This window comes from Auritidibacter ignavus (genome assembly GCF_003703835.1).
GTDB classification, from domain to species: domain Bacteria; phylum Actinomycetota; class Actinomycetes; order Actinomycetales; family Micrococcaceae; genus Auritidibacter; species Auritidibacter ignavus.
In genome coordinates, this window is the sequence record NZ_RDQR01000003.1 from 1 (window position 1) to 25,473 (window position 25,473).

Genomic DNA, 25,473 nt, shown 5'->3' on the forward strand with positions numbered 1-25,473 from the left:
GCCAGCTAACCCAAGTTTTCGCGCTCAAACTAGCTGAGGCACGACACTGCAGCCACGCGACCTCTCGCGCTCACGATCTGTGAGGCACGACTTACCCTTCGCGCTCAGTTTGACATGAGGCACTACGGGATGAACGCGGTTCGGGCACGTCATCGTGCTCTTTGGTACCGCAGACAAGCACGGGGTCTGCTACTCACATGACCAGCAGACCCCTTGGCTCACTGACAGTCGATGACGTATCAGTGAGCGGTTTAGTAGGAGGAGTAACCGTCCTCGGTCAGCTCGTGCTTCTCGTTACCGGTGATGGCCGGGTTGAAGATCGACACCAGGATCAAGTCCTCGTTGTCGCCGCCCTTCAGGGTGTGGGCATCGTGCTCGTCGAGCACGTAAATGGTCCCTTCAGTGATCTTGTGCTCGGTACCGTCAGGCTCCACCACGGAACCGGAACCGCCGATGCAGTAGCAGGCCTCCAGGTGGTTGCGGTACTGCAGTTTGGAGGAACTGCCGGCCCGCACAACGGTATGGGCCACAGCAAATCCCATGTTGTCTTTGTCCACAAGCAGACGCTCGGAGGTTCCGCCACCCCATTCAACTTTTTCGACGTCGTCACGGCTACGAGTAAACATTATTCTCCTTCCGTTGTCGTCGCCCCGGGCGACAGGTCCGGCCCGGAGCGAACGCTTCTCTTTCTCACGTTAGGGGCCGGTTCACGTGGTGTCAGTATCTGAACGACGTGTTTCAGACACTGTTTAAAACCACACAGCCTGCATTCAGCACGTACCCGTTGAGATGGGCAACGGGTACGTGGGATCTGGTTAGGCCTCAATAATGATCGGCACGATCATTGGACGACGGCGTAGTTTGCGGTTCACCCACGATCCGATCGCTCGACGCATGACTTGCTGTAGCTGGTGATTGGTGTGCTTCTTATCGGAAGCGGCTGCCTCTTCCAGGGCTTTGATGATCTTGGGTTTGACCGATTCAAAGACGGTGTCATCTTCGGCCACACCTCGGGCGTGAATGTCGGGTCCGGAGACAATCTTTCCGGTTTGCCGGTTGATCACCGCAATCACCGAGATAAAGCCTTCTTCGCCCAACACCCGACGGTCCTTGAGATCTGCGTCGGTGATTTCGCCAATGGACTTACCGTCGACGTAGACATAGCTGCAGTCGATTTCGCCCACAATCTCGGCATGACCGTCTTTGAGGTCGACCACAGAACCGTCTTCGGCCAGAATCACCTTCTCGGTGGGAACCCCGGTGGCTTCGGCGATCCGACCGTTGGCGATCAGGTGGCGGACTTCCCCGTGGATCGGCATCACGTTGCGGGGTCGAACAATGTTGTAGCTATAGAGTAGTTCCCCTTGTGAAGCGTGGCCAGAGACGTGCACCTGGGCGTTGCCCTTGTGCACCACTTCGGCACCGAGTTTCATCAGGCCGTTGATCACCCGGAATACGGAGTTTTCGTTACCAGGGATCAGCGAGGACGCCAGCACGACCAAGTCCTCGGGCTGGATTTGGACCTGGTGGTCGCCGTTCGCCATCCGGGATAGGGCAGCCATGGGCTCGCCCTGGGAGCCGGTCGACATCAACACAATGCGGTTGTCGGGGTAGTCATCGACCTTCTTCATGTCGATAACGGTGTTGTCTGGGATGTTGAGGTAGCCCAAGTGGGCAGCGATTCCCATATTCCGCACCATCGAGCGACCGACGAAGGCCACTTTGCGCTGGTGCATCGCCGCGGCATCAAGGACCTGTTGGACACGGTGGACGTGGGAGGAGAAGCTAGCGACAATAATGCGTCGTTGTGCGCGTCCGAACAGCGATTCTAGCACCGGGCCGATGTCTTTTTCGGTGGTGGTAAAGCCGGGAACTTCGGCGTTGGTGGAATCAGTCATGAACAAGTCCACGCCTTCTTCACCCAATCGAGCGAAAGCGCGCAGGTCGGTGATGCGACCGTCAAGGGGCAACTGGTCCATCTTAAAGTCACCGGTGTGCAACACGGTGCCCGCCTCCGAGCGGATAAACAGCGCCAAGGCGTCGGGAATCGAGTGATTGACGGCGACGAATTCGAGTTCGAAGGGCCCGAGCTGTTCGAGCTGACCTTCCGTGACAGCCAGCGTGTAAGGAGTGATGCGGTGCTCTTCGAGTTTGGCTTCAATCAGGGCCAGGGTCAATTGCGAGCCCACCAGGGGGATATCGTCTTTCATCCGCAACAGGTAGGGTACCGCGCCGATGTGATCTTCGTGGCCGTGGGTGAGGACGATGCCGACCACATCGTCAAGACGATCGCGGATGTAGTCAAAATCTGGCAGGATCAGGTCAACACCGGGTTGTACTTCTTCAGGAAAGAGCACACCACAGTCAACGATGAGTAGTTTTCCGTTGAGCTCGAAGACGGTCATGTTGCGGCCAACATCGCCGAGCCCGCCCAGTGGCACAATGCGCATGGTTCCGCCAGGCAGTTGAGGAGGATGAGACAGCACTACTTGCTGTTCGTGGGGCATGAAGGTCCTTTCGGAAAAATATCAGAATGAAATATTTGTTTCGGCCAGGTCTGTACGGATGGCCTTGAGGTCTTCTTCGGTGGCCTCGGTAAGAGGCAGGCGCACGGTCGCCGATGAAATCAAGCCCTGACCGGCCAGGATGGCCTTCGAGGCGACGGCGCCCTGGTGGTGGGACATCACCGCGCGCTGGACCGGGTCGAGTTGAAAATGCAGTGCTCGGGCAGTAAGCAGGTCGCCCTCGTTCAAGGCGTCCACCATCGCACGGTAAGTCCCCGGGGCAATGTGAGCGCTGACCGAGATCACGCCAACAGCACCGGCAGCCATCAGCGGGAAAGTCATCAAATCGTCGCCGGAATAGACAAACAGGTCTGTTTCAGCCAGTATTGTGGTGGTCGATTGGTAGTCGCCCTTGGCATCTTTAAGCGCCAAAATATTGGGGTGATCGGCCAGAGCGACGATGGTCTCAGCGGCAATGGGACGCACCGAACGTCCGGGAATGTCGTAGAGGATCACTGGCACGTCAGTCGCCGAGGCCACGGTTTCAAAGTGTGCTTTGATACCGGCCTGCACTGGCTTGTTGTAGTAGGGAGTCACCAGCAACAACCCGTCAACGCCGGTGGCCGCAGCACGTCGAGAAAGTTCGGCTGAATGAGCCGTGTCGTTCATCCCGGTTCCGGCGATAATTTTGCACCTGTCGCCGACAGCTTCTTTGACTACCTGGTACATCAGCACGTTTTCATCATCCGTCAGCGTCGAAATCTCACCGGTGGTTCCGGTCACCACGAGTCCGTTGACTCCAGAATCCACCAAATGCGTGGCAAGTTTTTGAGCGGAGTCGGCATCCACCTGACCGTCGGCGGTGAATGGTGTCACCATAGCAACCAGGGTGGTACCGAAAACGTCTTCTGCTTGCTGACTCAAATCGCTCATGGACATAGCTTACCTGTGACGCACGCGGGGTACATCATTGCCGTACCGTCACTCTGTAAAGTTGTTCACGGCATCAGGTATTTCATCGTCACGCTGTCCCAGCATCCAGGCGGACCTTAAGAGGTGACGATCTAGACACAGGATGAGCACCCAACTATGGCTTCTTCTTCCTCAACCACGGGTTCGCCCTTTGGGCTCCGGCAACGACTGACCGGTATCGATGTCGCCCGCGCACTGGCGATTCTTGGCATGATTGCCGTTCACGTCTACCCGCTGAACGTCACGGATGCAGCCACCGGCCGTATCGTCCCCAGTTGGGTCGGGTGGATCGCGGCGGGGTCGTCTTCGGTGCTGTTCTGCGTTGTGGCGGGTGTTTCGGTGGTGTTGCTCAGTCGCAACGCGTCGACGGTGGGTTTCGGACAGATCGTGATTCGTTTGCTGTTACGAGCCACCGTGTTGGTATTGCTGGGTTTGACCCTGGGCCAGCTGGATTCCGGGGTTGCCGTGATCCTGGTGCACTACGGGGTGCTTTTCGTCATTGCCATCGCCTTCCTGAAGCTCTCGGCCAAGGTCTTGGGTGTGCTGGCGGTCAGCTGGTTGGTGCTGATGCCACTGCTGTTCGGAGTGCTCAACCGGTTCCTCCAGGCGGCTATGGGCCGAGTGGAGTACGTCAACAACTTTCGGCTATGGTCCAACCCGAATTTCATCACGTTGTTGGAGCAACCGGGTGTCACGCTCTGGGACGTGCTGGTCTCGGGCTACTATCCGGTGCTCGTGTGGACCGGTTTCTTACTGCTGGGCATGTTTATCGCCAAGATGGACCTGCGGTCCTTTCCGGTGCATCTGTTGCTCTTCGGCGCGGGATTGCTGGTGGCTGGTCTGACACGTGCCGCCGGCTATGGGCTCGCATCGAATCCGGAGCGGCTCCGGCGGTGGAGCGAGCTGAGCTTCACCGACCCGGCCGAGGCCCCGGCTGCCGCACTGACCGGGTCGGGTATGGTCACTCAGTACCTTGTCGGTGATCCTTCCTGGTATGTGATGGTCGCTCCGCATTCCACGGCTCCCCTCGATGTGATCTCCACGGCCGGGATTGCCGTGGCGGTGATCGGGTTGTGTCTCATCCTCACCCAGCACACAGCGGGTCTGGGCGATAAGGTCCTCTATCCGCTGATCGGCGCCGGAGCCATTCCCCTGACCCTGTACGTCGCTCACGTGCTGGTCATGGCGGTGTTGGGCGATGAGGCCGGCTCCGAATGGACCGTGTTGCTGATCCAATGGGGCGCGTGCTTGATTCTGGGCACTGCACTTCGGATCGTGGGCTGGCGTGGCCCGTTGGAATTCCTCATACACGCGGTGTCCACGCATTTAATTGTGCTCAACCCGCCGGCTAAAGACTCCCGCTAGACCTTCTCACGGCACAGTGCCCCCATGGCTCAGTCGTGCCCGGCTTCCATCTTGATGGCCTTATTCAGCGCTTGTCGGGCACGACGTCGGTCACCGGCGGCATCATAGGCCAGTCCCAGGCGGAACCAGCTCCGCCAGTTCTCCGGATCGTTCTGGGTTTCTATTCGGTAGATCTCGAAATCCTCATCGGCAGCAGCCTGATCGATCTTGTTGTATTTTCCCCGCGGGAGGTCATCGACCGGCAAGCCACCTTCCTGGTCGAGAATTTTCGCCAACCGTTCGGTCCCGACCCCAAAACGCCATTCTCTCATCAACGCCCAGATCCCGAACAGGAGCATGACGATCACGGCCCAGCCGATCAGGTTGGCCAGGGTGGACTGGGAACTGATGAACCCGATCGCAGACGTCAATCCCAGGAAAATGAAAAGCAAGGCCAACACAATCAGTGCGATGGCCGCAATCTTATTCTTCATCGAGACTACTTTTACCTCAACTGACTCAGGTTTTAGTGCAGATCTAAATACGCATCCAACCCGTAGCTCAGCCCCGGGTTATCTGCTACCTGTCGCAAGCCGAGCAAAACACCGGGCATATAGGAGCTACGGTCGAAGGCATCGTGTCGCAAGACCAGCTGTTGCCCGGGACTACCCAGCAGCACCTCTTGGTGGGCTTCAAGCCCCGCCAGCCGGACCGCGTGGACGTGAATGTCGTCAATGGTCGCCCCGCGAGCACCGTGGGGATCCTGTTCGGTGGCATCGGGGCTGGGTGGAAGCTCGTGCTCGGCGCGGGCCTGGGCAATCATTGACGCCGTGCGGGTGGCAGTTCCGGAGGGAGCATCAACTTTATGAGGGTGATGCATTTCGATAATTTCAACCGAGTCGAAGTACCGTGCAGCTTGAGTGGCAAACTGGGTGGCCAGCACTGAGCCGATCGAAAAATTCGGAGCAATCAGCACTCCCACATCGGGGTGGTCCCCCAACTGTTGTTGGAGACGGTCCCGCTTCTCATCGGACCACCCGGAGGTTCCCACGACGGTGTGCAGGTCGTGTTCGACAGCGAACTGAACCACTGATTCAGACACCGACGGGACCGTGAGGTCCAACACGTGGGTGGCCTCGGAGTCAAGAATTTCTTCCAGCTGAGACTTTGAGTTCAGTTGAGCCACCAGGCGCATGTCCGGGGCTGCCTCGATGGCAGCCCCGGCATGCTGGCCCATTTTTCCGGTCGCGCCCACCAGGGCCACGTGAATATCTGTCTGTGAGGTCATGTCCCCCACTCTAGTGGCCGGGACTGGATGGGCGCTGACAGACACTGTTTAGAAGCGGTCAGTCTCGCTGAAGCTTCCGCGGCCGTCAGACTGGCCTGCAGAATAAGAGTGGGTTGGGGATTCCTCAGCCCCGAGCTGGTAGAACGGCTCGGTGAGGTTGTCGTGACGCCATGCCTGCCACCACGACACATGGCTCATCTGCCGGTCGATGTCTTCGGCCGAGGAGTCCATGCGCGGGTCGATCTGCAGGTAGCGCTTGGTTTCTCGTGCAATCAGTCCCGACATCGCCAGCAGGCCGATGATGTTCGGCACAGCCATCAAACCGTTGGTCAGGTCCGAGAAATCCCACACGATTTCCAGTGGCAAAGTACACCCCAGATAAATCACGATGCAGAACAGCACGCGGTAGGGCATCACCCAAGCGCGACCCAGCAGGCGTTCCACATTGCGCTCGCCGTAATAGGACCAGGCCAGCATGGTGGAATAGGCGAACAGGATCAGACCGATGGTGACGATCAGGTGGCCCCAGTTACCGGGAAGCCCTTCGGTGAAGGCGTTAGCGGTCATGATGGCGGCTTCTTGGCGTTCTCCGGCCTGCCAGGCTCCGGTGGTAATCAGCACCAGACCGGTGCAGGTCACCACAATGATGGTGTCGATAAAGGTCTGGGTCATCGAGACCAGGCCCTGGCGGACCGGGTGAGTGGTCTTGGCAGCTGCCGCGGCAATCGCGGCCGAGCCCATCCCCGACTCGTTCGAGAAAATACCGCGAGCCACACCGTACTGGATGGCAATAATCATCGCCGAGCCGGCGAAACCACCCACCGCAGAGGTTCCGGTGAAGGCATCGGTGAACACCATGCCAAGGGCCTCGGGAAGCTGACCGACGTTAGCGATCAGCAGCCACAGTGAGCCCAGCACGTAGAAGACAATCATCACCGGCACCAGGGCGGAGGTGACATTCCCAATGGATTTAATACCGCCTAGCAAGACCACTAGCGTCAGAACCGTCAGGATCAGTCCGGTGATCCACGGTTCAACGTTGAACGAGTTCTCCACGTTGGAGGCAATGGAATTGCCCTGAGTCATATTGCCAATGCCGAAGGACGCGAAGAACGCAAAGATCGCGAACAGCAAGCCCAAGACTTTGCCGTACCAGCTTCCCAGTCCCCGTTCCAGGTAGTAGGCCGGGCCACCGGACTTTTCGCCCTTCGCATCATTGGTGCGGTAGAGCACACCCAAAAAGGCTTCGGAGTACTTAGTTGCCATACCCAATAGTGCGGTGACCCACATCCAAAACAAGGCGCCGGGTCCACCGATTGATAACGCCGTGGCCACCCCGACGATATTTCCGGTCCCCACTGTCGCTGCTAGCGCTGTGGTGAGCGCCTGGAACTGGGAGATATCTCCGTCATCAGAGTCGTCTTTACGCTGGACGAATCCCAGCTTCAGGGCGCGTCCCAGCGTTCGGAATTGAAGACCGCCGTAACGTACGGTCAGGTAGAGACCCGAGAGCAAAAGTAAGGGCATCAGAAAAAATGGTCCCCAGACAAAGTCTCGAATCGCCACGATCACTTCATGGATGGAATTGATCAGAGCGTCCATGCCGGTCCTTTAGTGTGAGTGTTTAACTGTTTATCGGTTGTCCGGCCCGACACTGATCTGTGTTCTGGGCGAGTCCGCCAGCAGCCGGGCCATCCCAACGACTTCGTCCGCTGAGACACCTGTGATTCTAGCCACAGAACCGTCTAAGTCAATGTATTGACCCGTGACGAGTTCGGCGCGTCCGAGTCGTGACATCCGTGCTTCGGTGTTTTCTAGTCCCAACACCACGTTTCCTGCGATTTGACCGTGGGCTCGTTCGAGCTCATCGGCGGTGACGCCTTTCTGCGCGAGCGTGTCGAGTTCTGTGCTCATGACCTCAATGACCTCGTCGGCTTTAGCTGGATGGCATCCGGCATACATTCCGAAGTAGCCCAGATCAGAGTAGCTGGCAGCAAAAGAATAGGTCGAGTAGGCCAGGCCACGCCGTTCTCGGATTTCTTGGAACAACCGAGAGGTCATCCCGCCACCGAGAATGACGTTCATCACCGTCATCGCGAACCGGCGTGGATCCACGGTATTCAGGCCCCGGCCACCGACCATCACCGCGGTTTGTTCTACTGGACGGGTAAGCGTGAGGCGTTCGGTGTTCATGACCGGGAATTCAGCGTGGTGGTCGCGACGCGGTGCCGGGGTCTGGATCAGGTTGCTTTCCGGACTCATCCATCCACTACGGCTCAGTGCGGCAGAAACCGTTTGCACCAGTTCTTTGTGGTCAAGCCCTCCGGCTGCGGTAATCACGAGTTGCTCGGGGCGGTACCACCGGTTGTAGTGGCTTACCATGTCCTCGCGACTGATGGAGTTGATCACCTCGGGGGTGCCACCGATGGACCGGCCGAGCGGGTGTCCGGGCAAGACCTGTTCGGCCAGGGATTCGTGGACCACATAAGCCGGGTCGTCGCTGTCGACGGCGAGTTCTTCGAGGATGACTCCGCGCTCGGTATCCATCTGCTCTGACTCGAGCAGTGGTGCGGTCACCATATCTGTGAGAATGTCTACCGCCATAGCGAGGTTGGTGTTGATCACCCGGGCGTGGTAACAGGTGGACTCTTTCGCGGTCGCAGCATTGACATCTCCACCGACCCGGTCGAAAGCTTCGGAAATATCCCACCCGGTGTAATTCGCACTGCCCTTGAACAGCAGGTGCTCAAGAAAGTGGGTTGACCCGTATCCTGATGGCTGTTCATCCCGCGAGCCCACCCCGATCCAAAATCCGATGGAAACGGCTTTTTGTCCGGGCATCACTTCGGTCAGGATACGCACACCGTTGTCGAGGACGGTGCGTTCAACGAGGTTACCTCCCCCACCGTTATAGATCACACCGGAGTACTGCGGGTCAATATCGATGGTGGCCATGCTGGGTAGTTTAGTGCCTGACTCCAGCCGGCAGTTCAAGTTCGAGCACCCGGTAGAATCCGGCGTCATCGATGACTGCATCCACCCGGGCATAGGTCGGGATGGTGCCCCACCGATCAGTGACGCTCGCGATAGCATCCTGCCCCAAGCGCACCTGATCTGCGGTAGCCTGCCACGGCGTGTTGGTTTCCTCGGCAAACAGCGTGCCGATGATCGCTCCCGTTTCGGGAATGCTGACCCGCTTATTGGCAACGTGGCTAAATTCTCCAATGATGAATACCAGTAGCCATTCTCCCTCGGTGGCTACCGGCTCAAGGGCTGGTGTGGTGGAACCGTGAGACGTACCGACTCCCCGCGCCCATGGCAGGTTTAATCACCACGACAGACTGCGGATGGCCACCGAGTGTTTCCCCGGGCTCGATCACCGTGGTGGGGATTATAGCCACCCCGTCGTCCACCGGATCATCTCGGTCGGATTGGCCAGGGTGCTGGCCTGGCTAACGTGATCCGGCCAGGCGAGGAAGTCCTCTCGTCGGTCACTGTAGTCCCAGGTTGAACCCAACACCACCACGTCGAAGTGCACCAGTCGACGTGTGCGTTATCCCAGTTCACCACCTGGAACCGGTGGCCAAGTTGTTCGCCGGCTACGATCATCGGGGATTCGTCCTCATCTAGTCCGTGCGCGACAACGGCCCCCACCCATACCGGGTGCGGGGCCGTCATCGTGTCGGTCAAAGCCGGGAATTAGTCCTCATCGGACTCTTCGGTAACCGGGATCAGTGACAGCTTGCCACGGTCATCGACTTTGGTGATTTCGACCTGAATCTTTTGGCCAACACCTACGACGTCTTCAACATCTGCGACACGCTTGCCGTCGTTGAGCTTGCGCAACTCGGAGATGTGTAGCAGACCGTCCTTACCGGGGGTCAGCGAGATGAACGCGCCGAAGCTGGTGGTCTTCACGACCGTACCCAGGTAGCGTTCCCCGACCTCGGGAACCTGCGGGTTAGCGATGCTGTTGATCGCACCCCGGGCCGCTTCTGCGGCAGCGCCCTCGGTGGCACCGATCAGCACCGTACCGTCATCTTCGATACTGATTTCAGCGCCGGTGTCTTCCTGGATGGTGTTGATCATCTTGCCCTTCGGCCCGATGACCTCACCGATTTTATCGACCGGGATCTGTACGGTGAGGATCCGCGGAGCGTAGGGACTCATCTCGTCGGGGCCGTCGATGGCCGAGTCGATCACCGACAGGATGTGCAACCGCGCCTCGCGAGCCTGGGTCAGGGCGGCAGCCAGCACCGAGGCGGGAATACCGTCCAGCTTGGTGTCCAGCTGGATGGCGGTAACGAACTCGGAGGTACCGGCAACCTTGAAGTCCATGTCACCGAACGCATCTTCAGCGCCGAGGATGTCGGTCAGGGCAGCATAGCGCGTTTCACCGTCGACGGTGTCGGAGACCAGCCCCATGGCGATACCGGCCACGGGAGCTTTCAGTGGCACGCCGGCGTTGTACAACGCCAGGGTCGAGGCACACACCGAGCCCATAGAGGTCGAGCCGTTGGAGCCCAGTGCCTCGGAGACCTGACGGATCGCATAGGGGAACTCTTCGCGGGAGGGGATGACCGGCACCAGAGCGCGTTCGGCCAGGGCGCCGTGCCCAATCTCGCGACGCTTGGGCGAACCCACACGGCCGGTTTCACCGGTGGAGTAGGGCGGGAAGTTGTAGTGGTGGATGTAGCGCTTATTGGTGACCGGGTTCAGCGAATCAATCTGTTGCTCCATCTTGAGCATATTCAGGGTCGTCACGCCCATGATCTGGGTTTCGCCACGTTCGAAAATGGCCGAGCCGTGCACGCGTGGCAGGACCTCCACCTCGGCAGTCAGCTTGCGGATGTCGGTCAGACCACGACCGTCGATCCGGACCTGGTCCTTCAGGATGCGCTGGCGTACTACCTGTTTGGTGACTGCACCGTAGGCCTTAGCGATTTCATCGGCACGCTCTTCGAACTCCCGGCCTTCACCGGTCAGTTCTTCCACGACTTCCTCGCGGTAAGCGTTGTCGGCCGACTCACGCTCGTGCTTATCGGCAATGGTGTAGATCTCACCCAATCGCGTGGAGGCCAGTTTCTCCACAGCCTGGTAGGCGTCTTCTTGGTAGTCAATGAACAGTGGCACATCAACGGGATCTTTCTGAGCCCGTTCGCGCAGGTCGGCCTGCGCCTCACACAGGGCGCGGATGAAGGGTTTGGCAGCTTCCAGACCGTCAGCGACGACCTCTTCGGTGGGGGCCTGAGCGCCCTGTTCTTTGACCAATTTCCACACGTGGTCGGTGGCTTCGGCTTCGACCATCATGATCGCAATGTCGTCATCGACCAGACGACCGGCGACCGCCATGTTGAACACGGCGTCGTCCAGTTGGGAGTGCTTCGGGAAGGCAATCCACTGGCGCTCTCCGGAGCCGTTGTCCATCAGCGCCATACGCACGCCACCGATCGGGCCGGAGAAGGGCATGCCGGACAGGCTGGTGGACATCGAGGCCGCGTTGATGGCCACGGTGTCGTAGAGCTCATCGGGGGCGATGGAGGTCACGGTGACCACGACCTGGACCTCGTTGCGGATGCCCTTCTTAAAGGCCGGTCGTAACGGGCGGTCAATGAGACGGCAGGTCAGAATCGCATCGGTGGAGGGACGACCCTCACGACGGAAAAACGAGCCGGGGATCTCGCCCTTGGCGTATTGACGCTCCTCGACGTCGACGGTCAGCGGGAAGAAGTCGAAACCTTCGCGCGGGCTATTGCCCACCGCGGTGGCCGAGAGCATCGACGTCTCATCATCGATGTAGACCATGGCCGACCCAGCAGCCTGCTGGGCCAACCGGCCGGTTTCAAAGCGCACCGTGCGCTTGCCGTAGGCGCCGTTGTCAATCACGGCTTCGGAAAACTTAATTTCAGGACCCTCCATGGGTCTCCTTTCGTGGTTTTCCACCTCAAGGCCTACCCCAGTCGGTCTTCGATCGAAGCCCTCGGATGCTGTGGGATAACCCACCGGTACGATACCGGTAGGACACCGCGGTTCCGAAAGCCACTGTCGAGGACCGCACACGAACGTGGCTGACCTATCAGTGGAGTTTCAGGGTTATTGACTTATCAGCATCGGCCTACTGTGGCCTGACACAACGAAAGCGGCGACTTGATCCCAAGTTCGCCGCCTTCGGTCAGATAGATCACTTACGCAGTCCCAGTCGCTCGATCAAGGAGCGGTAGCGCTCAATGTCGACTTTCTGCAGGTACTGCAACATGCGACGACGCCGACCCACCAGAGCCATCAGGCCACGGCGAGTGTGGTGGTCGTGCTTGTGCTCTTTCAAGTGCTCAGTCAGATCCGAGATACGACGGGTCAGCACGGCAACCTGAACTTCAGGAGAACCGGTGTCACCTTCGTGAGTCGCGTATTCTTGGATGATCTGCTGTTTAACTTCAGGGGCTAATGCCATGATAAAAACTCCTTGGAGTGTGCCGCGTTCAAGGACAACACTGCCAACCCGTGGGTTGCCAGCCAGTGCCCGCCACCGCGGACCGCAGCAAGCACCGGAATCAGTCTAACAGGTTTGTGTTACATTCCCCCACGCGGTATCCTGCCACGGTGGTACCGGCCGTGCACGAACCAATAGATCCCCAGGCTGGCCAGCATCAGACCGACGCCGGTTGCATACAGCAGACGATACCCCGAGTAGGTAATCAACGATCCCAGCAACACTGGAGCGAGCGCCACCCCGGAGTCCAGCGCGAGAAAGTGGGTTGAGGTGGCCATCGAGACGCGTTCTGGTGTGGCCCGTTGGACTCCGACCACTTGCAAACAAGGCACAGCACCGCCAAATCCGCATCCGACCAGAGTCCCGGCGAGCACTACGGCCCAGAGGTCTTGGGTGAGGGCAAGGAGTCCTAGGCCTGCCGCAAAACACAGCAACAGAGCTGGTATGACCGAGTTTTCACCACGCCGGTCTTGTAAGCGCCCAGCAAAGAGCCGGACCAGCAACATCGCCACGGAGAACACTGCGAAGAAGATCGAGGCGCTGGCCGGTTCACCGGTGGAGATCATAAACGGTGTCAGATAGGTCATCACCACCGAGTATCCAAGTCCGCACAACAACACCACCCCGGCAACAGGTAACGCATCCAGGTCGACGATGGTATCGAACCGGACACCGCGCAACGTCTCTCGCTCGGTGGCTGAGATCTCCGGTTCGGGGACCTTAAGGATCAAGACCGCGACCAACGACAAGACCGACAACGCCCCGGTATAAGTAAACATCCACACCGGGTCAACCGACAGGCTCATCGGCACCGCGAGCAACGGACCAATCCCATTGGCGATGGTCCCCGAAATCCCAAAGTAGCCGATTCCTTCCGCGAGACGGTGGGCGGGAATCAACGAAATCGCCACGGCTGTAATGGCGGTATTAATCAGGCCGAAGGCCAGCCCGTGGATCAGTCGCACCGTAATCAGTAGAGGGTAGTTTATCGCCAGCAAGTAGAGCCCCGAGCAGGCTCCAAAGACGATCAGTCCCACTATCAGCACGCGCCGTCTACCGATCACGTCAATGTATTTCCCGAAGGCCAGCCGGGCCAGCGCTGCTCCCAGGACGTAGGCGCCCGCTGCGAAGCCGGCAGCGGTCTCCTCAACGGCGAACATGCGAATCGCATAGACCGCCATGAAGGTCATCAACGAGATGAAAACCAAAGAGACGAACAGCTGAACGCCAATGGTCAGCACGTAGGCGGGAGTAAACAGCCGTGGTGATGGTTCGATGGTGTGTGCCCCCTGAATAACCACACATCCGCGCGTGGGTCTACTCTTGGCTATTGACGCCAGAAGCTGACGGGCCAGACTGGATCTGAGGGCGGGCTACGGTGTCCAGCGGAGCCACCCCGTTGCCGTGGCTACTTATTAAATGAGTGAATCCTCTTTGTTCACCGTTTCAGCGTCCTTGGCGGCTTTGCGCTTGTCATGCTCTTTCTTGCGCTCTTTTTTCGCCTGTCGCTCGCGTTCCTTATTTTCTTCGGCGACGCGGCGGATCTGATGCTGGGCCTGGTCGACTTTGTCATTTTCTCCGTCACGTCCGGTCCAGACCTTGATGACTGCCCAAATCACCGCCACCAGAGGAACCGCTAGAATTGCGCCGATAATACCGGCCAGCACCGTACCACCGGTCAGGGCCATCAAGATGATCAATGCGTGCAGTTTCAGAGTCTGCGACATCACTACCGGTTGCAGGAAGTTGCCTTCGAGCTGGTTGACCAAAATAACCGCGGCCAACACGATGATCGCCACCACCGGGCCGTTGGCGACCAGGGCAATCAGGGTGGCCAAAATGCCCGCCAGCGTAGCACCAACCATGGGGATGAACGAGCCCAGGAAGACCACCACACCCAGCGGGATAGCCAGTGGAACCTGCAAGATCAACAGCGCGATAGTAATACCAACGGCGTCCACGGCCGCCACGATCGCGGTGCCACGGATGTATCCGCCGAATGTCCGCTGGGCGCGGTCACCGGAGGCGATCCACTTATCGCGGAAGTGCTCGGGCGTCCAGGAGACGAAGAAGGCCCAAATCCGGTCGCCGTCTTTTAGGAAGAAGAACAGGATCACCAGGAAGAGCACCAGCCCGGTGACAAAACTTCCGGCCGCACTGATCGTGTTGACGGCACCGGTGCCGAATTGTGGGGAGGTTAAGAAGCTCTGAATGGAGTTCAGCAGGCTATCGACCTGTTCCTGTCGGAGTTCCAGATCGACATCGCCAAGCAGCTCATCAGCCCAGGCACGCAACTGATTGAAACCGTTGATGGCCTGATTGACCAGGGTTTCCCACTCGCTCATCACCGAGAACACCAAAGCGGTTCCGACACCGCCGAGCACTAGCAACGAGCCTAAGAACACGGACCAGGCGGCCAGCATGCTATTCATCACCGTGCGACAGAGTCGCACCAGTGGCCACAGCGCGCAGGCGATGATCAGGGCTAGCAAGGTCGGGATGACGATCAGGGTCAGCTGGAGCATCGCGAAGATCACCGCGATGGCGACAATACCGATCAGCAGGATTTGGGCTGCCGGATACTGGTGCGTCCAAAGACGTCGGTCCAAAGCTGTTTCAGGGAGAATCTGGGGATTCGCGTTGAGGTCTCCGCGGCTGGTTGAGCAGTCTCCGAGGCGTGTTCCGAGGAGTTACTGGTGTGTGTCATGCACTGATCCTGCTGGTATCCGGGTTGATCGACATCACGACTATAGTACGTCCTGTGATCAGTCGCTAGCAGGCGATCTCCGGTGTACTTGGGTGCGCCAAGCGCTGGTCACATACGGGACGGCGATAGATTCCTCAGGCCGGTAGCCCAGATGCTGATGCAGATACCAGTCGAGGTTGTGGTGCATACGTTGGCGCTGTGTGTCGGTGGTGCGCATATAAAAGGATCGGGTCTGCATCAGCTGGTGAAGTTCTTGTGGTCCTAAGACGTCGTTCCAGTGCCACCATCGCCCTTCAGCGGGACGAAACGGCGGGACCAGTGCAGGGCTGAGCTCAACCGGGTGAACATCTCCGGCGTGCATGATCCGGGTCAAGCGGTGGACCCAGGGAATGGAGGTATCCAGCTGGTGGTGGACGATACCCAGTACGCCGGTGGGTTTCAACAGGGACGCTACCATTGTGCAGAGTTGGTCCGGGTCGAACCAGTGCCATGACTGGGCGGCCACGATCAGTGTTTGATCGCCGAGCCGTCGAGCGAGGTCCGGGTCATGACGGACCCGGTGGTCCAGGTCTTCGACGCTGAGTTGCAACACCTGCGCCTGGGGTAGTCGTTGGGAGAGAAACGCTGCCATCGACTCGGCCGGTTCCACAGCGGTGACGGTGAAACCATAGTCGACCAGCACCTGGGTGAACAGTCCGGTTCCGGCACCGAGGTCAAGAGCTGAGGCAGAAACCTGTAAGGGCTGGTCCTGCTCCTCCAGGAGAAAATCAATGATCTCTGGGAAATATCCGGGTCGCACCGAGTGGTAGGTCTGGGCGCTGGTGGAATGGTAGGAGGTACCGAAGGCGTGTCGCCTGTTGGTGTCGATGCGTGGCGCTGACTGCGGGCGAGACGGTGTATCAGCCATCGACGGCATCAACGGCTAGGGACCGGCCTTCCAAAACAGCTTGGGCTTGAGCCACGTCCTGACCCATTTGGGCGATGAGCTTCTCCACACCTTCGAAGGCGACCATGCCCCGAAGCCGGGCGACGAATTCCACGGTGACGATTTGTCCGTACAGGTCGAAGTCTTCTACGCGCTCTTCTTCGGGCCGGTTCATGATGTGGGCTTCCACGGTCCGTTGGACCCCTTCAAAAGTCGGGTTCGAACCCACGGAGATCGCGGTGGGCCAGCGGTGGTGATCTTGATCAATAAACCATCCCGCGTAGACGCCATCGGCTGGAATCATACCCTGTGCCTCATCGCTGAGGTTGGCGGTGGGAAAACCCAGTTCGCGGCCGCGTGCTTCGCCGTGAACAACTTCGCCACAGACTTCATGCGGTCGCCCCAGGATGGTGGCGGCGTCGGCAACTCTGCCTTCAGACAGGGCCTGGCGGACACTGGTGGAGGACCACCGCGAGTCAGTGCCGACTTCGGGGACTTCTACCACCTCAAATCCGTACGTCGCCCCGAGCTCTCGCAACGTCGTGATATCACCGGCGTTAGCCTTGCCGAAGCGACAATCGGATCCCACCACGACAACCTGGGCGTTAAAGGTTTCGACCAGGGTGGTGCGCACGTATTCCTCTGGCGATTGGCTCGCGAAGTTCAGCGTGTAGTGCACCACGCACGTGGCGTCGGCACCGGCCCGTTGAATCAGGTTCAGCCGTTGCGGCAACGAAACAATAGGCACCAGGGGTTCTTCGGGATGGTGCACCAGTCTGGGGTGCGGATCAAAGGTCAGCACCACCGCTTGGAGTCCGCGGTCACGGGCGGTGTCAACGGTTGCTGTGAGCACCTCTTGGTGACCCCGGTGTACCCCGTCGAAGTTGCCCATGGTCACCGCCGAGGGCGGTTGTTCGGCCGGCACCGCTGCCAGTCCTTGCCAAGCCTCCACTATTTGAGCGCCCCCTATCGCCGTTGTGCTGAGACTACCGCCTCAGTGGTCTGGACGGTGTCAGCCTGGTGCGAGTCTGCGTTTTTCGGTGCGTGCTTGACCAGCCAGAACAGCCCCACGAAAGGCAGGATCAACGGAATATAGCCGTAACCCTCACCGAAGTGGCTCCAGATGGAAGCATGTTGAAATAGTTCCGGCTGTACGTAGGACCAAATCCCCACGCCGATCACGCCCACCAGTTCCACGGTTACTGCCACCATAGCCACGATCCAGGCTTTTTTGCCGGGAATCGCCAGAGCAATGGTCGCCACGACATAGACCAGTGCGGAAAAACCTGACAACGCATAAGAGATCGGGGCTTCGTCGAACTTGGTGATGATCTGGTAGCTGGCACGGGCCATGGCAGAGAAGGCAAACACACCGTAGACAGCGATGATCAAACGACCGATCCCTTTATGACGGCGGTCCCATCGGGGCGACTTGGGGGCCGTTGAACGGTTCCCGACTGTGTTTGCAATTGAATCCACGTGCATCAATCTCCATACCATGCGTGCCAGATGACCTGCATGCGATGAATCATCACCAAAACGGTGGGGCCCATGGCTCCCAGCACCAGGTTAGACCATCGTGACTTATCGGTAATGGCCCAGAAAAAGGCCACCACTGGCAGTATAAGGGCGACCACGAGATAGCCCCAGAATTCCCAGAGTGGACCTTGGATCTCCACCGGTGAGATCGCCGCATAAATGCCGTAAATGACCAAGAAAATTTCGACGGCGCCGACCGAGAGGATCGACAAATCATCCGGAAACGTGCGGATTATTGTCATCACAACACAGATCGCTAGGGAGCCCAGACAGATCGCTGTCGCTACCCAGAACCAAGCGTCCAGGACCATCAGGCCTCACCTTCTGTGTGGATGCGATAATCGGTGACGAACACTACCTGAGGCTTGGCCCCGTAACCGGTTTTGGTACGAGCGTTTTCGATCAGCGCGATCACGGTGTCGCCACCATGGCGAGCTGCGTAGCATCGGTCGTCGTCATTGGGGCTAACCAGTCGCCCGAAACTCAGCGCTTCCGCCTCGTGGTCGCAGACTTCACGGACCGGGAACAGCTCGGAACAGGCCTGTGATAGCTCACAGTAGTCAAACCGACTTCCCAGCTGTTCTATGGTGTGGGCCTTATCGATAGTAAAGGGTCCCACCCGGGTGCGGCGCAGCGCGATCAGGTGCCCGCCAGTGTTCAAAGACTCGCCCAAGTCCCTGGCGAGAGCCCGGATATAGGTACCCGAAGAGCAATCTATAGCGACCTCGATATCAAGAATCTTTCCCTTGTCGAGACGATGAACTCCGGTGACCTTGAACCGAGATACGGTGACCCGACGTGCCGGTAGCTCGATCTTTTCACCGTCACGCACGCGCTGATAGGCTCGTTTGCCACCAACCTTGATGGCAGACACTGCCGAAGGGATCTGATCGATTTCCCCCGTCAGTTCTGCGATGGCGACCTCAAGACGGTCTCGAGTGACCGCGTTGGCGTATCTGCGATGAATGACCTCACCGTCAGCATCATCGGTCGTGGTATTGACACCGAGCCGGATGGTTGCGGCATAGGTCTTGTTCGTACCGGTGATGTGGGTCAAAAGGCGGGTGGCTTTATTGAACCCCACGACCAGTAAGCCTGTAGCCATCGGGTCCAAGGTTCCTGCGTGACCGACTTTCCGCGTCCCAGCGAGTTTGCGTAGCTTGGCCACCACATCATGAGAGGTCCAGCCGGTCGGTTTGTCCACCAGCACCAGACCCGAGACGCTTCGTCCCGGGGCCTGGGAGGTGTTGGAAGCGGAGGTGGAGAAGCTCACCACCCGTCAGTCTCCTGACCGGTGGTGGTCCGACGTGCGGTACGGATTCGCCTCGCCAGCGTACTGCGACTCGTCTCGGTTAGCGGCCAGTTCTTCATCACGAGCGCGCGCAGCACGCAGGATATCTTCCAGGTGTGCTGCGGCCTCCGGCACCGTATCCGGCACCAATTCCAGGGTCGGGACCAAACGGATGTTGAGTCCTCGACCCATTTCTCGGCGTAGCATGCCCCGGTGTTCGGTCATCGCCGCGTGACCGGCAGCGACCGTGTCCTCGTCGCCGTAAACGGTGTAGTAGACAGTGGCTTGTTGCAGGTCATTGGTGACTTTGGCGTCAGTAATGGTCACGTTTTCCACGCGATCATCTTTCACAGTTTTTTGCAGGGCTTCAGCCAAAATGACTTTGATCCGCTGAGCCAAACGTGCCGGACGGTTGTTATTTGCCATCGGCGACAACCTCTCTCATGCTGTGTTGTCTAGGGATCCCCCCTCCGACCCGGCCACTGCCATTGTGCGCTCACAGTCTCCGGGTCGGGGAGGAGATCGGCAGGACTAGCTCCGTGGCTTTTCCTGCATTTCGTAGTTTTCAATCACGTCATCGACCTTGATGTCGTTGAATTTGCCCAGGCCGATACCGCATTCGTAGCCGTCACGAACCTCGGTCACGTCATCGGTGAACCGGCGCAACGACTCGATACTGATATTGTCGGTGACCACCGCGCCGTCGCGGACCAAACGTGCCGATGCGTTGCGCTTAATGACACCGGACTGCACCAGAGAACCGGCAATGGTACCGGCCTTGGAGGAACGGAAGATCTCGCGGACCTCGGCACGACCCAGCACGACTTCTTCGTACTCGGGCTTGAGCATACCGCGCAAAGCATTTTCAATATCATCAATCGCGTCGTAAATGACCGTGTAAAAGCGCATATCCACGCCTTCGGCATCGGCCAGTTCGGTCACCCGCTCGGCAGGGCGAACGTTGAAACCAATGATGATCGCGTTGTCGACGGTGGCCAGGTTGACGTCGTTCTGGGTAATCGCACCCACGCCGCGGTGGATCACTCGCAACTGGACCTCGTCTTCGCCACCCACGTCGATCTTCATCAACGAGTCTTCCAGCGCTTCCACTGGACCGGAGGCGTCGGACTTGATGATCAGGTTCAAGGTATCCAACTTGCCCTCGGCGACCGCCTGGTCGAATTCTTCCAAGGTGATCCGCTTGCGACGACGTGCCAACTGGGCGTTACGCTTGGCAGCTTCGCGCTTCTCAGCGATTTGACGGGCGGTGCGCTCTTCGTCGGTAACCAAGAAGTTGTCACCGGCCCGTGGCACGTTCGACAAGCCCAACACCTGGACCGGAGTCGACGGCTTGGCTTCGGAGACATTCTGACCGTCATCGCCAAACATGGCACGCACACGCCCGTAGGCGTCACCGCAAACCATGTTGTCTCCCACCCGCAAGGTACCGGACTCAACCAGGACGGTGGCCACCGCACCACGGCCCTTATCCAGGTTGGCTTCAATAGCCACACCGCGGGCGTCCTTATCCGGGTTTGCCTTGAGCTCCAGAGTCGCATCTGCGGTCAGCAACACAGCTTCGAGTAGCTGGTCGATACCCATCTTCTGCAACGCCGAAACCTCAACGAACATGGTTTCGCCACCGTATTCCTCGGGCACCAGCCCGTACTCCGACAGCTCACCACGGATCCGGTCGGGGTTGGCCTCGGGCTTATCCACCTTGTTGATGGCCACCACAATGGGCACATCAGCTGCCTGAGCGTGGTTGAGCGCTTCAACGGTTTGCGGCATCACACCATCGTCAGCGGCGACGACGAGCACGGCGATGTCGGTGACTTCAGCACCGCGAGCACGCATGGCCGTAAACGCCTCGTGACCCGGGGTGTCGATGAAGGTGATGGCACGCTGGTCGCCTTCAAGCTCCACATCGATCTGGTACGCACCAATGTGCTGAGTAATACCACCGGCTTCGCCTTCCCGAACCCTCGAGGAACGGATGGCATCCAGCAGCCGAGTCTTACCATGGTCGACGTGACCCATCACGGTCACCACCGGCGGACGAGGATCCTGGTCCTCCTCATCTTCTGCGGCCTCTTCCGCTTCTAGATTGATGTCAAAGGACTCGAGGATTTCCTTGTCTTCGTCCTCGGGCGAGACGATCTGGACCTTGTACCCCAGTTCGTCACCGAGCACACCGAAGGTGTCCTCGTCCAGAGACTGGTTGGCGGTCGCCATCTCGCCTAGGTGGAACATCACGGTCACCAGTGCTGCCGGATCGGCACCAATTTTCTCGGCCAAATCGGCAATGGAAGAGCCGCGACGTAGCCGAATGACGGTGTTGCCATCGCCTTTGGGGACTTTGACACCACCGATCACTGGTGCTTGTTGCTCTACTTCTTGACGCTTTTGACGCTTCTTCGCCCGACGACGTCCTGCCCGGCCTCCTCGACCGAATGCGCCCTGAGCGTTGCCGTGACCGCCTGGACGACGGCCACCGCCGCCACCAGAACGACGGCCCCCCGGATGTCCCGGGCCCTTGTGTTGACTCGGCGGGGCCGGACGATCAATGTGTCCGGGCATCATCGCCGGTGAGGGACGCAAATTCGACGGCTTCGGCGCCGGCGAATCCTGGCGACTTGGCTTGGGTGCAGACCGCGGTTTATTACCACGGGGCATACCGGGCTTGGGGGCAGCTCCGCCACGAGGACGGGGACGTGGCCCACCCGGACGTTCTTCGGAAGACCGCATTCCTTGCTGGGGTGCGAAGGGGTTATTGCCCGGACGCGGCGCTCCGGGCCGAGGTGCCGGACGCGGTGCGGGGCGCGGGGTGGCGGCACCCTTCGGGCTAAACGGATTATTGCCCGGACGCGGTGCCGGTTTCTTCCCAGAACCCCCCGGCTTTCCGGGTTTGGGGGCTGCCCCAGGACGCGGAGTCGGCGCGGCCGGCTTCGGTTTGGATTGGGACGGCTTGGGAGCCTCGGGAGCCTGGGATGCCTGCTCCTTTGACTTCTGCGCGGTCGGCTCAGTGCTCGGTCCCGCAGTGGTGGTCTTCTTCTGGCCTGGCTTGGTGGCCGGCTTCTTCGCCGGAGCAGATGGCTTGGCGGCCGGCTTTTTGGGCGCGGGCTTCTGGGCAGGCTTAGGCTTGTCCTCGGACGAAGCGTCGTCTTTGAATTCGGCCTTCAGCCGTTTCACGACTGGGGGTTCAATGGTTGACGATGCGGAGGAGACGAACTCCCCCATGTCTTCCAATTTGGCAAGGGCCTCTTTCGAGGTGATCCCAAGTTGCTTGGCAACTTCGTGGACGCGTAGTTTCGCCACGACTCTCCTGTTCTGGACGAATCGCGGCGGCGGGCGGGTGCTCAGCGCGTCCGGATTCGTACCATCGTTGTGTGGGGCTCTAATCTTGGGCACGCCACGACAGTTTGGTGTCGTAGCATGCTGTGTGAGCATGTCTTTTTGGTCATGGTTGGGCACTCATCGTGTGCTCACCGGGTATCCATCAGATCTTCGACCCGCTTTCTTGTCCTTGGTTTAGTTCACCCAGCACCTTGGAAAACTCCGCTTCGACCGCACGCAGTGACTCGGCATTGACGCGAGTCCGAAAAGCGCGGTGAAAAGCACCGGATTTTACAGCACGTCGCACGCACTGTGTGTTGGGGTGTATCCACGCCCCACGTCCCGGGAGTTTTCGTTGCCAGTCCACCACCACGAATCGGGTATCCGCGGTCATGTCGCAGGCGCAACGCACCAGGTTAGGAGTCTCTTGTTGTGCTCGGCATCCGATGCACGTTCGCACCGGAAGACGTGAACCCATGGTTCTCCCATCTCATGGAGCACAAAAAGACATACTATAGTTTAGCGGTTTTGAAAATATTTTGTCGCCGGTTTCTAGTCCGGGGTCACCGCCAAAGGGTCAGTGGTTCCCGACTCCCCCATAATATCAATGCGCCATCCAGTCAATTTGGCCGCCAGACGAGCATTTTGTCCTTCTTTGCCAATAGCTAAAGACAGTTGGTAATCCGGAACGATCACACGTGCTGAGCGGGTGGCTTCATCAACCATCGGCACCGAGGAAACCTTGGCGGGGCTCAGCGCGTTCGCAACGAACTTGGCTGGTTCCTCTGAGGCGTCAATGATGTCGATTTTTTCGTCGTTCAGTTCGGTCATGACCGCTCTGACGCGCGAGCCGAGTTCACCAATGCACGCGCCTTTAGCGTTCAACCCGGCCTGCTTGGCCCGCACTGCTATCTTGGAGCGGTGCCCGGCTTCACGAGCAAGAGCAACGATCTCTACTGACCCGTCAGCGATTTCGGGAACTTCTAGCTCAAACAGCTTGGCCACCAGCTGCGGATGCGAGCGCGAAACCGTCACCGACGGTCCTTTGGTACCACGGGTGACCGAAACAACATAGCACCGTAGGCGTTTGCCGTGCACGTACTCTTCCCCGGGAACCTGTTCTGCTGGCGGCAACACTGCTTCAATCGACCCGAGATCGACCTGAATCATATGGGGGTTTTTACCCTGTTGGATGACGCCGGATACCAGCTGGTCTTGTTTGTCTTTGAACTCACCTAAAATTTGGGTGTCTTCTGCATCGCGCAACCGTTGCAGGATGACCTGGCGGGCAGTTGAGGCCGCGACGCGACCAAAGTCATTGGGGGTGTCGTCGAATTCCCCGATGGCGTTGTTGTTTTCATCGAACTCGGTGGCCCAGATCGTCACCTTGCCGGTCTTCAGATCAATTTCAGCACGGGATTTCGAGATCGCCCCCGGAGACTTCTGATAGGCCAGATAGAGGGCCTGTTCGATGGTTGGCACCAGCTGTTCAAGCGGAATATCGCGTTCCTTCTCCAACATCCGCAGTGCGCTTATATCGATGTCCATCTCTGCCTCCGGTCTTCTCGATCATTCACTTATCTCGTGCCTGGGATGCGACGTCCCACAGACCACCAGCATGCCTAGGCCTGTTTTAACTTTACCTGGACCTGAGCGTCGGTAATGTCGTCGAATGAGTAGTGAGCACGCTCCCCCACCTTCTCCGGCATACCTTTCTTGGCGCCCGGAATGATCAAAGTCAGTTCGACTCCGGTGTCGTCCACATCATCAATACGCGCGCGTTGCCGACCCGGCTGGCCTGTTAACTCGGCTTCCACCGTGCGACCGAGATTGCGCTGCCAGTGGTGAGGACGCACCAGCGGTCGCCCCACCCCGGGAGTGGAAACTTCCAGCTGGTAGGCGTCGTCACCGATCTCCGGCAACGGGCCGGTATAGGCGTCCAAAGCGTCTGAGACTACTTGCGAGGAGGTAGCGATCTCATCCAGGCTAAGACCCTCGGTGCCGGTCCGAGCATCAATCACGACAGTGAGAACTTTGGACCCCGGGGTCCCGGTGACCTCCACATCTTCCACCCAGACCTGTTGATCGGTCAGCGCCGTGGCGATCAGCTGTTCAAGTGGGCTTCGCATCTCGACCGTTTTTTCTGAAACGTCTTCCGAGGACTCAGCATGCGTGCGAGCAAAGAACCGTGATGCCATCAGGGATGGACCTCCGAAAGGTTGTCGGCTGTTATCTGTGGTGTCGTCTGTGGCGTGCTCAATATCGTGCGCAATCTTAAACCTTAGCCCTCTGGGACAGCAATACGCACAGTTGAGTGGTAAACGTGGAAGAATCTGAGCTGTGAAATCCTCCGCATCGACACAATCGTCTCGTTGGCGTTACGTGGTAATCCCCCTCACCGTGGCAGCCACCTTGGTGATCCTGATTCTGGGATGGTGGGGCATTCGTAGCCTCTTCGCGCCCGGGCCATTCTCTTTCCCGCTGTTTGCGCCACCGCGGGATGCCACCGAAATCGTGGAGAAGTACCAGCGTCTCGCCGAGCAAGGCGAAGAACCGGAGGACTATCGTGCTCTGTGGGACACCGCTTCCACCGTGACCGGTGAAGAATGCGACGGTGATTGGGTCGAGCAAGTTCAAGACCTCGGCCGAGAGCACCGAGCACTCGCTCGTCTGACAGAATTTCTCTCCGCCCGCGTCGAGGCACCTGAGAGCGCCTCTACGGAGGATGAGCAACAAGACTGGACTAACGCGGTGATTGATCTTGATTTAACTGCCGAATCTTCCAGTATGGCGATGACCGCCGGTCTACCAACTGAATGCGTGGCTTACCCAGAACACCCAGAGGTAGTTGACCAACAGCTACGGGAAGACTCCTCGCCGACGATGACAGTCCTGCACGAGCCGGCGGAAAGCCTCAAGGCGCAGTGGACGCGCGCCTGGGAGGAGGCCAGCACCCCGGCTCAGGAACAACTTGCTGAGGCCGGGCTCTGGGAATCAATGGTGTTCGAACAGAAGCTATCGGAGCTGGCCGAACTCACCGCCTAGGGGGCACAGGGGCACAGGACCGACCGGCAGTT

General features: G+C 59.0%; 24 protein-coding genes. 3 read left to right on the forward strand and 21 right to left on the reverse strand.

Going from position 1 to position 25,473, the window contains the following annotated elements; all coding sequences use genetic code 11:
• Positions 1–251: 251 nt before the first annotated feature.
• The 3 genes from DYI20_RS02435 to dapA all read right to left on the reverse strand — a co-directional run bounded on the left by DYI20_RS02435 (position 252) and on the right by dapA (position 3,437).
• Positions 252–626, reverse strand: a complete 375-nt coding sequence (locus DYI20_RS02435) for an ectoine synthase (RefSeq protein WP_110099579.1) — start codon at positions 624–626, stop codon at positions 252–254.
• 189 nt (positions 627–815) lie between these two features.
• Positions 816–2,507 carry a ribonuclease J gene (locus tag DYI20_RS02440; protein ID WP_110110879.1) on the reverse strand — a complete coding sequence of 564 codons (1,692 nt, stop codon included), beginning with the start codon at positions 2,505–2,507 and terminating at the stop codon, positions 816–818.
• A 21-nt stretch (positions 2,508–2,528) separates the two neighbouring features.
• A complete protein-coding gene (dapA, locus tag DYI20_RS02445; RefSeq protein ID WP_122548870.1) occupies positions 2,529–3,437 on the reverse strand; it encodes a 4-hydroxy-tetrahydrodipicolinate synthase in 909 nt (302 codons plus the stop codon).
• A gap of 156 nt (positions 3,438–3,593) precedes the next feature.
• Between dapA and DYI20_RS02450 the strand changes: the two genes are divergently transcribed.
• The gene (locus DYI20_RS02450) at positions 3,594–4,841 is read left to right on the forward strand and encodes a heparan-alpha-glucosaminide N-acetyltransferase domain-containing protein (protein ID WP_122548782.1); all 1,248 of its coding nucleotides are present in this window, start codon (positions 3,594–3,596) and stop codon (positions 4,839–4,841) included.
• Positions 4,842–4,870: 29 nt separating this feature from the next.
• Here DYI20_RS02450 and DYI20_RS02455 read toward each other — a convergent pair whose 3' ends face one another.
• The 4 genes from DYI20_RS02455 to DYI20_RS02470 are packed head-to-tail and all read right to left on the reverse strand — an operon-like array spanning position 4,871 to position 9,063.
• Positions 4,871–5,314 (reverse strand): tetratricopeptide repeat protein, encoded by a 444-nt coding sequence (locus DYI20_RS02455; RefSeq protein ID WP_110110877.1) that lies wholly within the window; start codon positions 5,312–5,314, stop codon positions 4,871–4,873.
• A gap of 32 nt (positions 5,315–5,346) precedes the next feature.
• Positions 5,347–6,108 (reverse strand): 4-hydroxy-tetrahydrodipicolinate reductase, encoded by a 762-nt coding sequence (gene dapB / locus DYI20_RS02460; RefSeq protein ID WP_110110876.1) that lies wholly within the window; start codon positions 6,106–6,108, stop codon positions 5,347–5,349.
• A 48-nt stretch (positions 6,109–6,156) separates the two neighbouring features.
• Positions 6,157–7,710 carry an alanine/glycine:cation symporter family protein gene (locus tag DYI20_RS02465; RefSeq protein ID WP_122548783.1) on the reverse strand — a complete coding sequence of 518 codons (1,554 nt, stop codon included), beginning with the start codon at positions 7,708–7,710 and terminating at the stop codon, positions 6,157–6,159.
• 30 nt (positions 7,711–7,740) lie between these two features.
• Positions 7,741–9,063 carry a M16 family metallopeptidase gene (locus DYI20_RS02470; RefSeq protein ID WP_110101634.1) on the reverse strand — a complete coding sequence of 441 codons (1,323 nt, stop codon included), beginning with the start codon at positions 9,061–9,063 and terminating at the stop codon, positions 7,741–7,743.
• Here DYI20_RS02470 and DYI20_RS02475 point away from each other — a divergent pair.
• The gene (locus DYI20_RS02475; RefSeq protein ID WP_110101635.1) at positions 9,062–9,349 is read left to right on the forward strand and encodes a hypothetical protein; all 288 of its coding nucleotides are present in this window, start codon (positions 9,062–9,064) and stop codon (positions 9,347–9,349) included. The two genes, DYI20_RS02470 and DYI20_RS02475, sit on opposite strands and share 2 nt — an antisense overlap.
• A 458-nt stretch (positions 9,350–9,807) precedes the next feature.
• Here DYI20_RS02475 and DYI20_RS02480 read toward each other — a convergent pair whose 3' ends face one another.
• From DYI20_RS02480 to DYI20_RS02545, 14 genes are all read right to left on the reverse strand, one after another.
• The gene (locus DYI20_RS02480; protein WP_122548784.1) at positions 9,808–12,027 is read right to left on the reverse strand and encodes a polyribonucleotide nucleotidyltransferase; all 2,220 of its coding nucleotides are present in this window, start codon (positions 12,025–12,027) and stop codon (positions 9,808–9,810) included.
• 262 nt (positions 12,028–12,289) lie between these two features.
• A complete protein-coding gene (gene rpsO, locus DYI20_RS02485; RefSeq protein ID WP_110098700.1) occupies positions 12,290–12,559 on the reverse strand; it encodes a 30S ribosomal protein S15 in 270 nt (89 codons plus the stop codon).
• 119 nt (positions 12,560–12,678) lie between these two features.
• On the reverse strand, positions 12,679–13,899 hold the full coding sequence (locus DYI20_RS02490) for an MFS transporter (protein WP_110101637.1): 1,221 nt from the start codon (positions 13,897–13,899) through the stop codon (positions 12,679–12,681).
• A 114-nt stretch (positions 13,900–14,013) separates the two neighbouring features.
• Entirely contained in the window at positions 14,014–15,207 is a 1,194-nt protein-coding gene (locus DYI20_RS02495; RefSeq protein WP_243857745.1) for an AI-2E family transporter, read from the reverse strand.
• A gap of 156 nt (positions 15,208–15,363) precedes the next feature.
• Entirely contained in the window at positions 15,364–16,212 is an 849-nt protein-coding gene (locus tag DYI20_RS02500; RefSeq protein ID WP_158524783.1) for a class I SAM-dependent methyltransferase, read from the reverse strand.
• Positions 16,205–17,182, reverse strand: a complete 978-nt coding sequence (locus DYI20_RS02505) for a bifunctional riboflavin kinase/FAD synthetase (RefSeq protein WP_110101640.1) — start codon at positions 17,180–17,182, stop codon at positions 16,205–16,207. The genes DYI20_RS02500 and DYI20_RS02505 overlap by 8 nt, the downstream gene beginning before the upstream one ends.
• 14 nt (positions 17,183–17,196) lie before the next feature.
• Positions 17,197–17,709 carry a hypothetical protein gene (locus DYI20_RS02510; protein WP_320410268.1) on the reverse strand — a complete coding sequence of 171 codons (513 nt, stop codon included), beginning with the start codon at positions 17,707–17,709 and terminating at the stop codon, positions 17,197–17,199.
• Positions 17,710–17,714: 5 nt separating this feature from the next.
• Positions 17,715–18,080, reverse strand: a complete 366-nt coding sequence (locus DYI20_RS02515) for a hypothetical protein (RefSeq protein WP_110101641.1) — start codon at positions 18,078–18,080, stop codon at positions 17,715–17,717.
• Positions 18,080–19,042 carry a tRNA pseudouridine(55) synthase TruB gene (gene truB / locus DYI20_RS02520; RefSeq protein WP_183145582.1) on the reverse strand — a complete coding sequence of 321 codons (963 nt, stop codon included), beginning with the start codon at positions 19,040–19,042 and terminating at the stop codon, positions 18,080–18,082. The genes DYI20_RS02515 and truB overlap by 1 nt, the downstream gene beginning before the upstream one ends.
• 6 nt (positions 19,043–19,048) lie before the next feature.
• Complete coding sequence (rbfA, locus tag DYI20_RS02525) at positions 19,049–19,486, reverse strand: 30S ribosome-binding factor RbfA (RefSeq protein ID WP_110101642.1); 438 nt, start codon at positions 19,484–19,486, stop codon at positions 19,049–19,051.
• Positions 19,487–19,591: 105 nt separating this feature from the next.
• On the reverse strand, positions 19,592–22,378 hold the full coding sequence (infB, locus tag DYI20_RS02530) for a translation initiation factor IF-2 (RefSeq protein WP_110101643.1): 2,787 nt from the start codon (positions 22,376–22,378) through the stop codon (positions 19,592–19,594).
• Between the two features lie 181 nt (positions 22,379–22,559).
• On the reverse strand, positions 22,560–22,874 hold the full coding sequence (locus DYI20_RS02535) for a YlxR family protein (protein WP_110098708.1): 315 nt from the start codon (positions 22,872–22,874) through the stop codon (positions 22,560–22,562).
• Between the two features lie 74 nt (positions 22,875–22,948).
• Complete coding sequence (gene nusA / locus DYI20_RS02540) at positions 22,949–23,944, reverse strand: transcription termination factor NusA (RefSeq protein ID WP_110098709.1); 996 nt, start codon at positions 23,942–23,944, stop codon at positions 22,949–22,951.
• Between the two features lie 74 nt (positions 23,945–24,018).
• A complete protein-coding gene (locus DYI20_RS02545) occupies positions 24,019–24,594 on the reverse strand; it encodes a ribosome maturation factor RimP (protein WP_110098710.1) in 576 nt (191 codons plus the stop codon).
• A gap of 142 nt (positions 24,595–24,736) precedes the next feature.
• Here DYI20_RS02545 and DYI20_RS02550 point away from each other — a divergent pair, with 142 nt between their 5' ends.
• Positions 24,737–25,441, forward strand: coding sequence for a hypothetical protein (locus DYI20_RS02550; RefSeq protein ID WP_110101644.1), 705 nt, complete (start codon positions 24,737–24,739; stop codon positions 25,439–25,441).
• The last annotated feature ends 32 nt before the right edge of the window (positions 25,442–25,473 follow it).

Excerpts from the sequence above, each read along its gene's own strand:
- DYI20_RS02435 (WP_110099579.1), bottom strand. The coding sequence starts at position 626 with ATGTTTACTCGTAGCCGTGACGACGTCGAAAAAGTTGAATGGGGTGGC.
- DYI20_RS02480 (WP_122548784.1), bottom strand. The coding sequence starts at position 12,027 with ATGGAGGGTCCTGAAATTAAGTTTTCCGAAGCCGTGATTGACAACGGC.
- rbfA (WP_110101642.1), bottom strand. The coding sequence starts at position 19,486 with ATGGCAAATAACAACCGTCCGGCACGTTTGGCTCAGCGGATCAAAGTC.
- DYI20_RS02545 (WP_110098710.1), bottom strand. The coding sequence starts at position 24,594 with ATGGCATCACGGTTCTTTGCTCGCACGCATGCTGAGTCCTCGGAAGAC.
- nusA (WP_110098709.1), bottom strand. The coding sequence starts at position 23,944 with ATGGACATCGATATAAGCGCACTGCGGATGTTGGAGAAGGAACGCGAT.
- DYI20_RS02515 (WP_110101641.1), bottom strand. The coding sequence starts at position 18,080 with ATGGTCCTGGACGCTTGGTTCTGGGTAGCGACAGCGATCTGTCTGGGC.
- DYI20_RS02440 (WP_110110879.1), bottom strand. The coding sequence starts at position 2,507 with ATGCCCCACGAACAGCAAGTAGTGCTGTCTCATCCTCCTCAACTGCCT.
- DYI20_RS02500 (WP_158524783.1), bottom strand. The coding sequence starts at position 16,212 with ATGGCTGATACACCGTCTCGCCCGCAGTCAGCGCCACGCATCGACACC.
- DYI20_RS02450 (WP_122548782.1), top strand. The coding sequence starts at position 3,594 with ATGGCTTCTTCTTCCTCAACCACGGGTTCGCCCTTTGGGCTCCGGCAA.
- rpsO (WP_110098700.1), bottom strand. The coding sequence starts at position 12,559 with ATGGCATTAGCCCCTGAAGTTAAACAGCAGATCATCCAAGAATACGCG.
- DYI20_RS02475 (WP_110101635.1), top strand. The coding sequence starts at position 9,062 with ATGCTGGGTAGTTTAGTGCCTGACTCCAGCCGGCAGTTCAAGTTCGAG.
- dapA (WP_122548870.1), bottom strand. The coding sequence starts at position 3,437 with ATGAGCGATTTGAGTCAGCAAGCAGAAGACGTTTTCGGTACCACCCTG.
- DYI20_RS02470 (WP_110101634.1), bottom strand. The coding sequence starts at position 9,063 with ATGGCCACCATCGATATTGACCCGCAGTACTCCGGTGTGATCTATAAC.
- DYI20_RS02535 (WP_110098708.1), bottom strand. The coding sequence starts at position 22,874 with ATGGGTTCACGTCTTCCGGTGCGAACGTGCATCGGATGCCGAGCACAA.
- dapB (WP_110110876.1), bottom strand. The coding sequence starts at position 6,108 with ATGACCTCACAGACAGATATTCACGTGGCCCTGGTGGGCGCGACCGGA.
- DYI20_RS02455 (WP_110110877.1), bottom strand. The coding sequence starts at position 5,314 with ATGAAGAATAAGATTGCGGCCATCGCACTGATTGTGTTGGCCTTGCTT.
- DYI20_RS02465 (WP_122548783.1), bottom strand. The coding sequence starts at position 7,710 with ATGGACGCTCTGATCAATTCCATCCATGAAGTGATCGTGGCGATTCGA.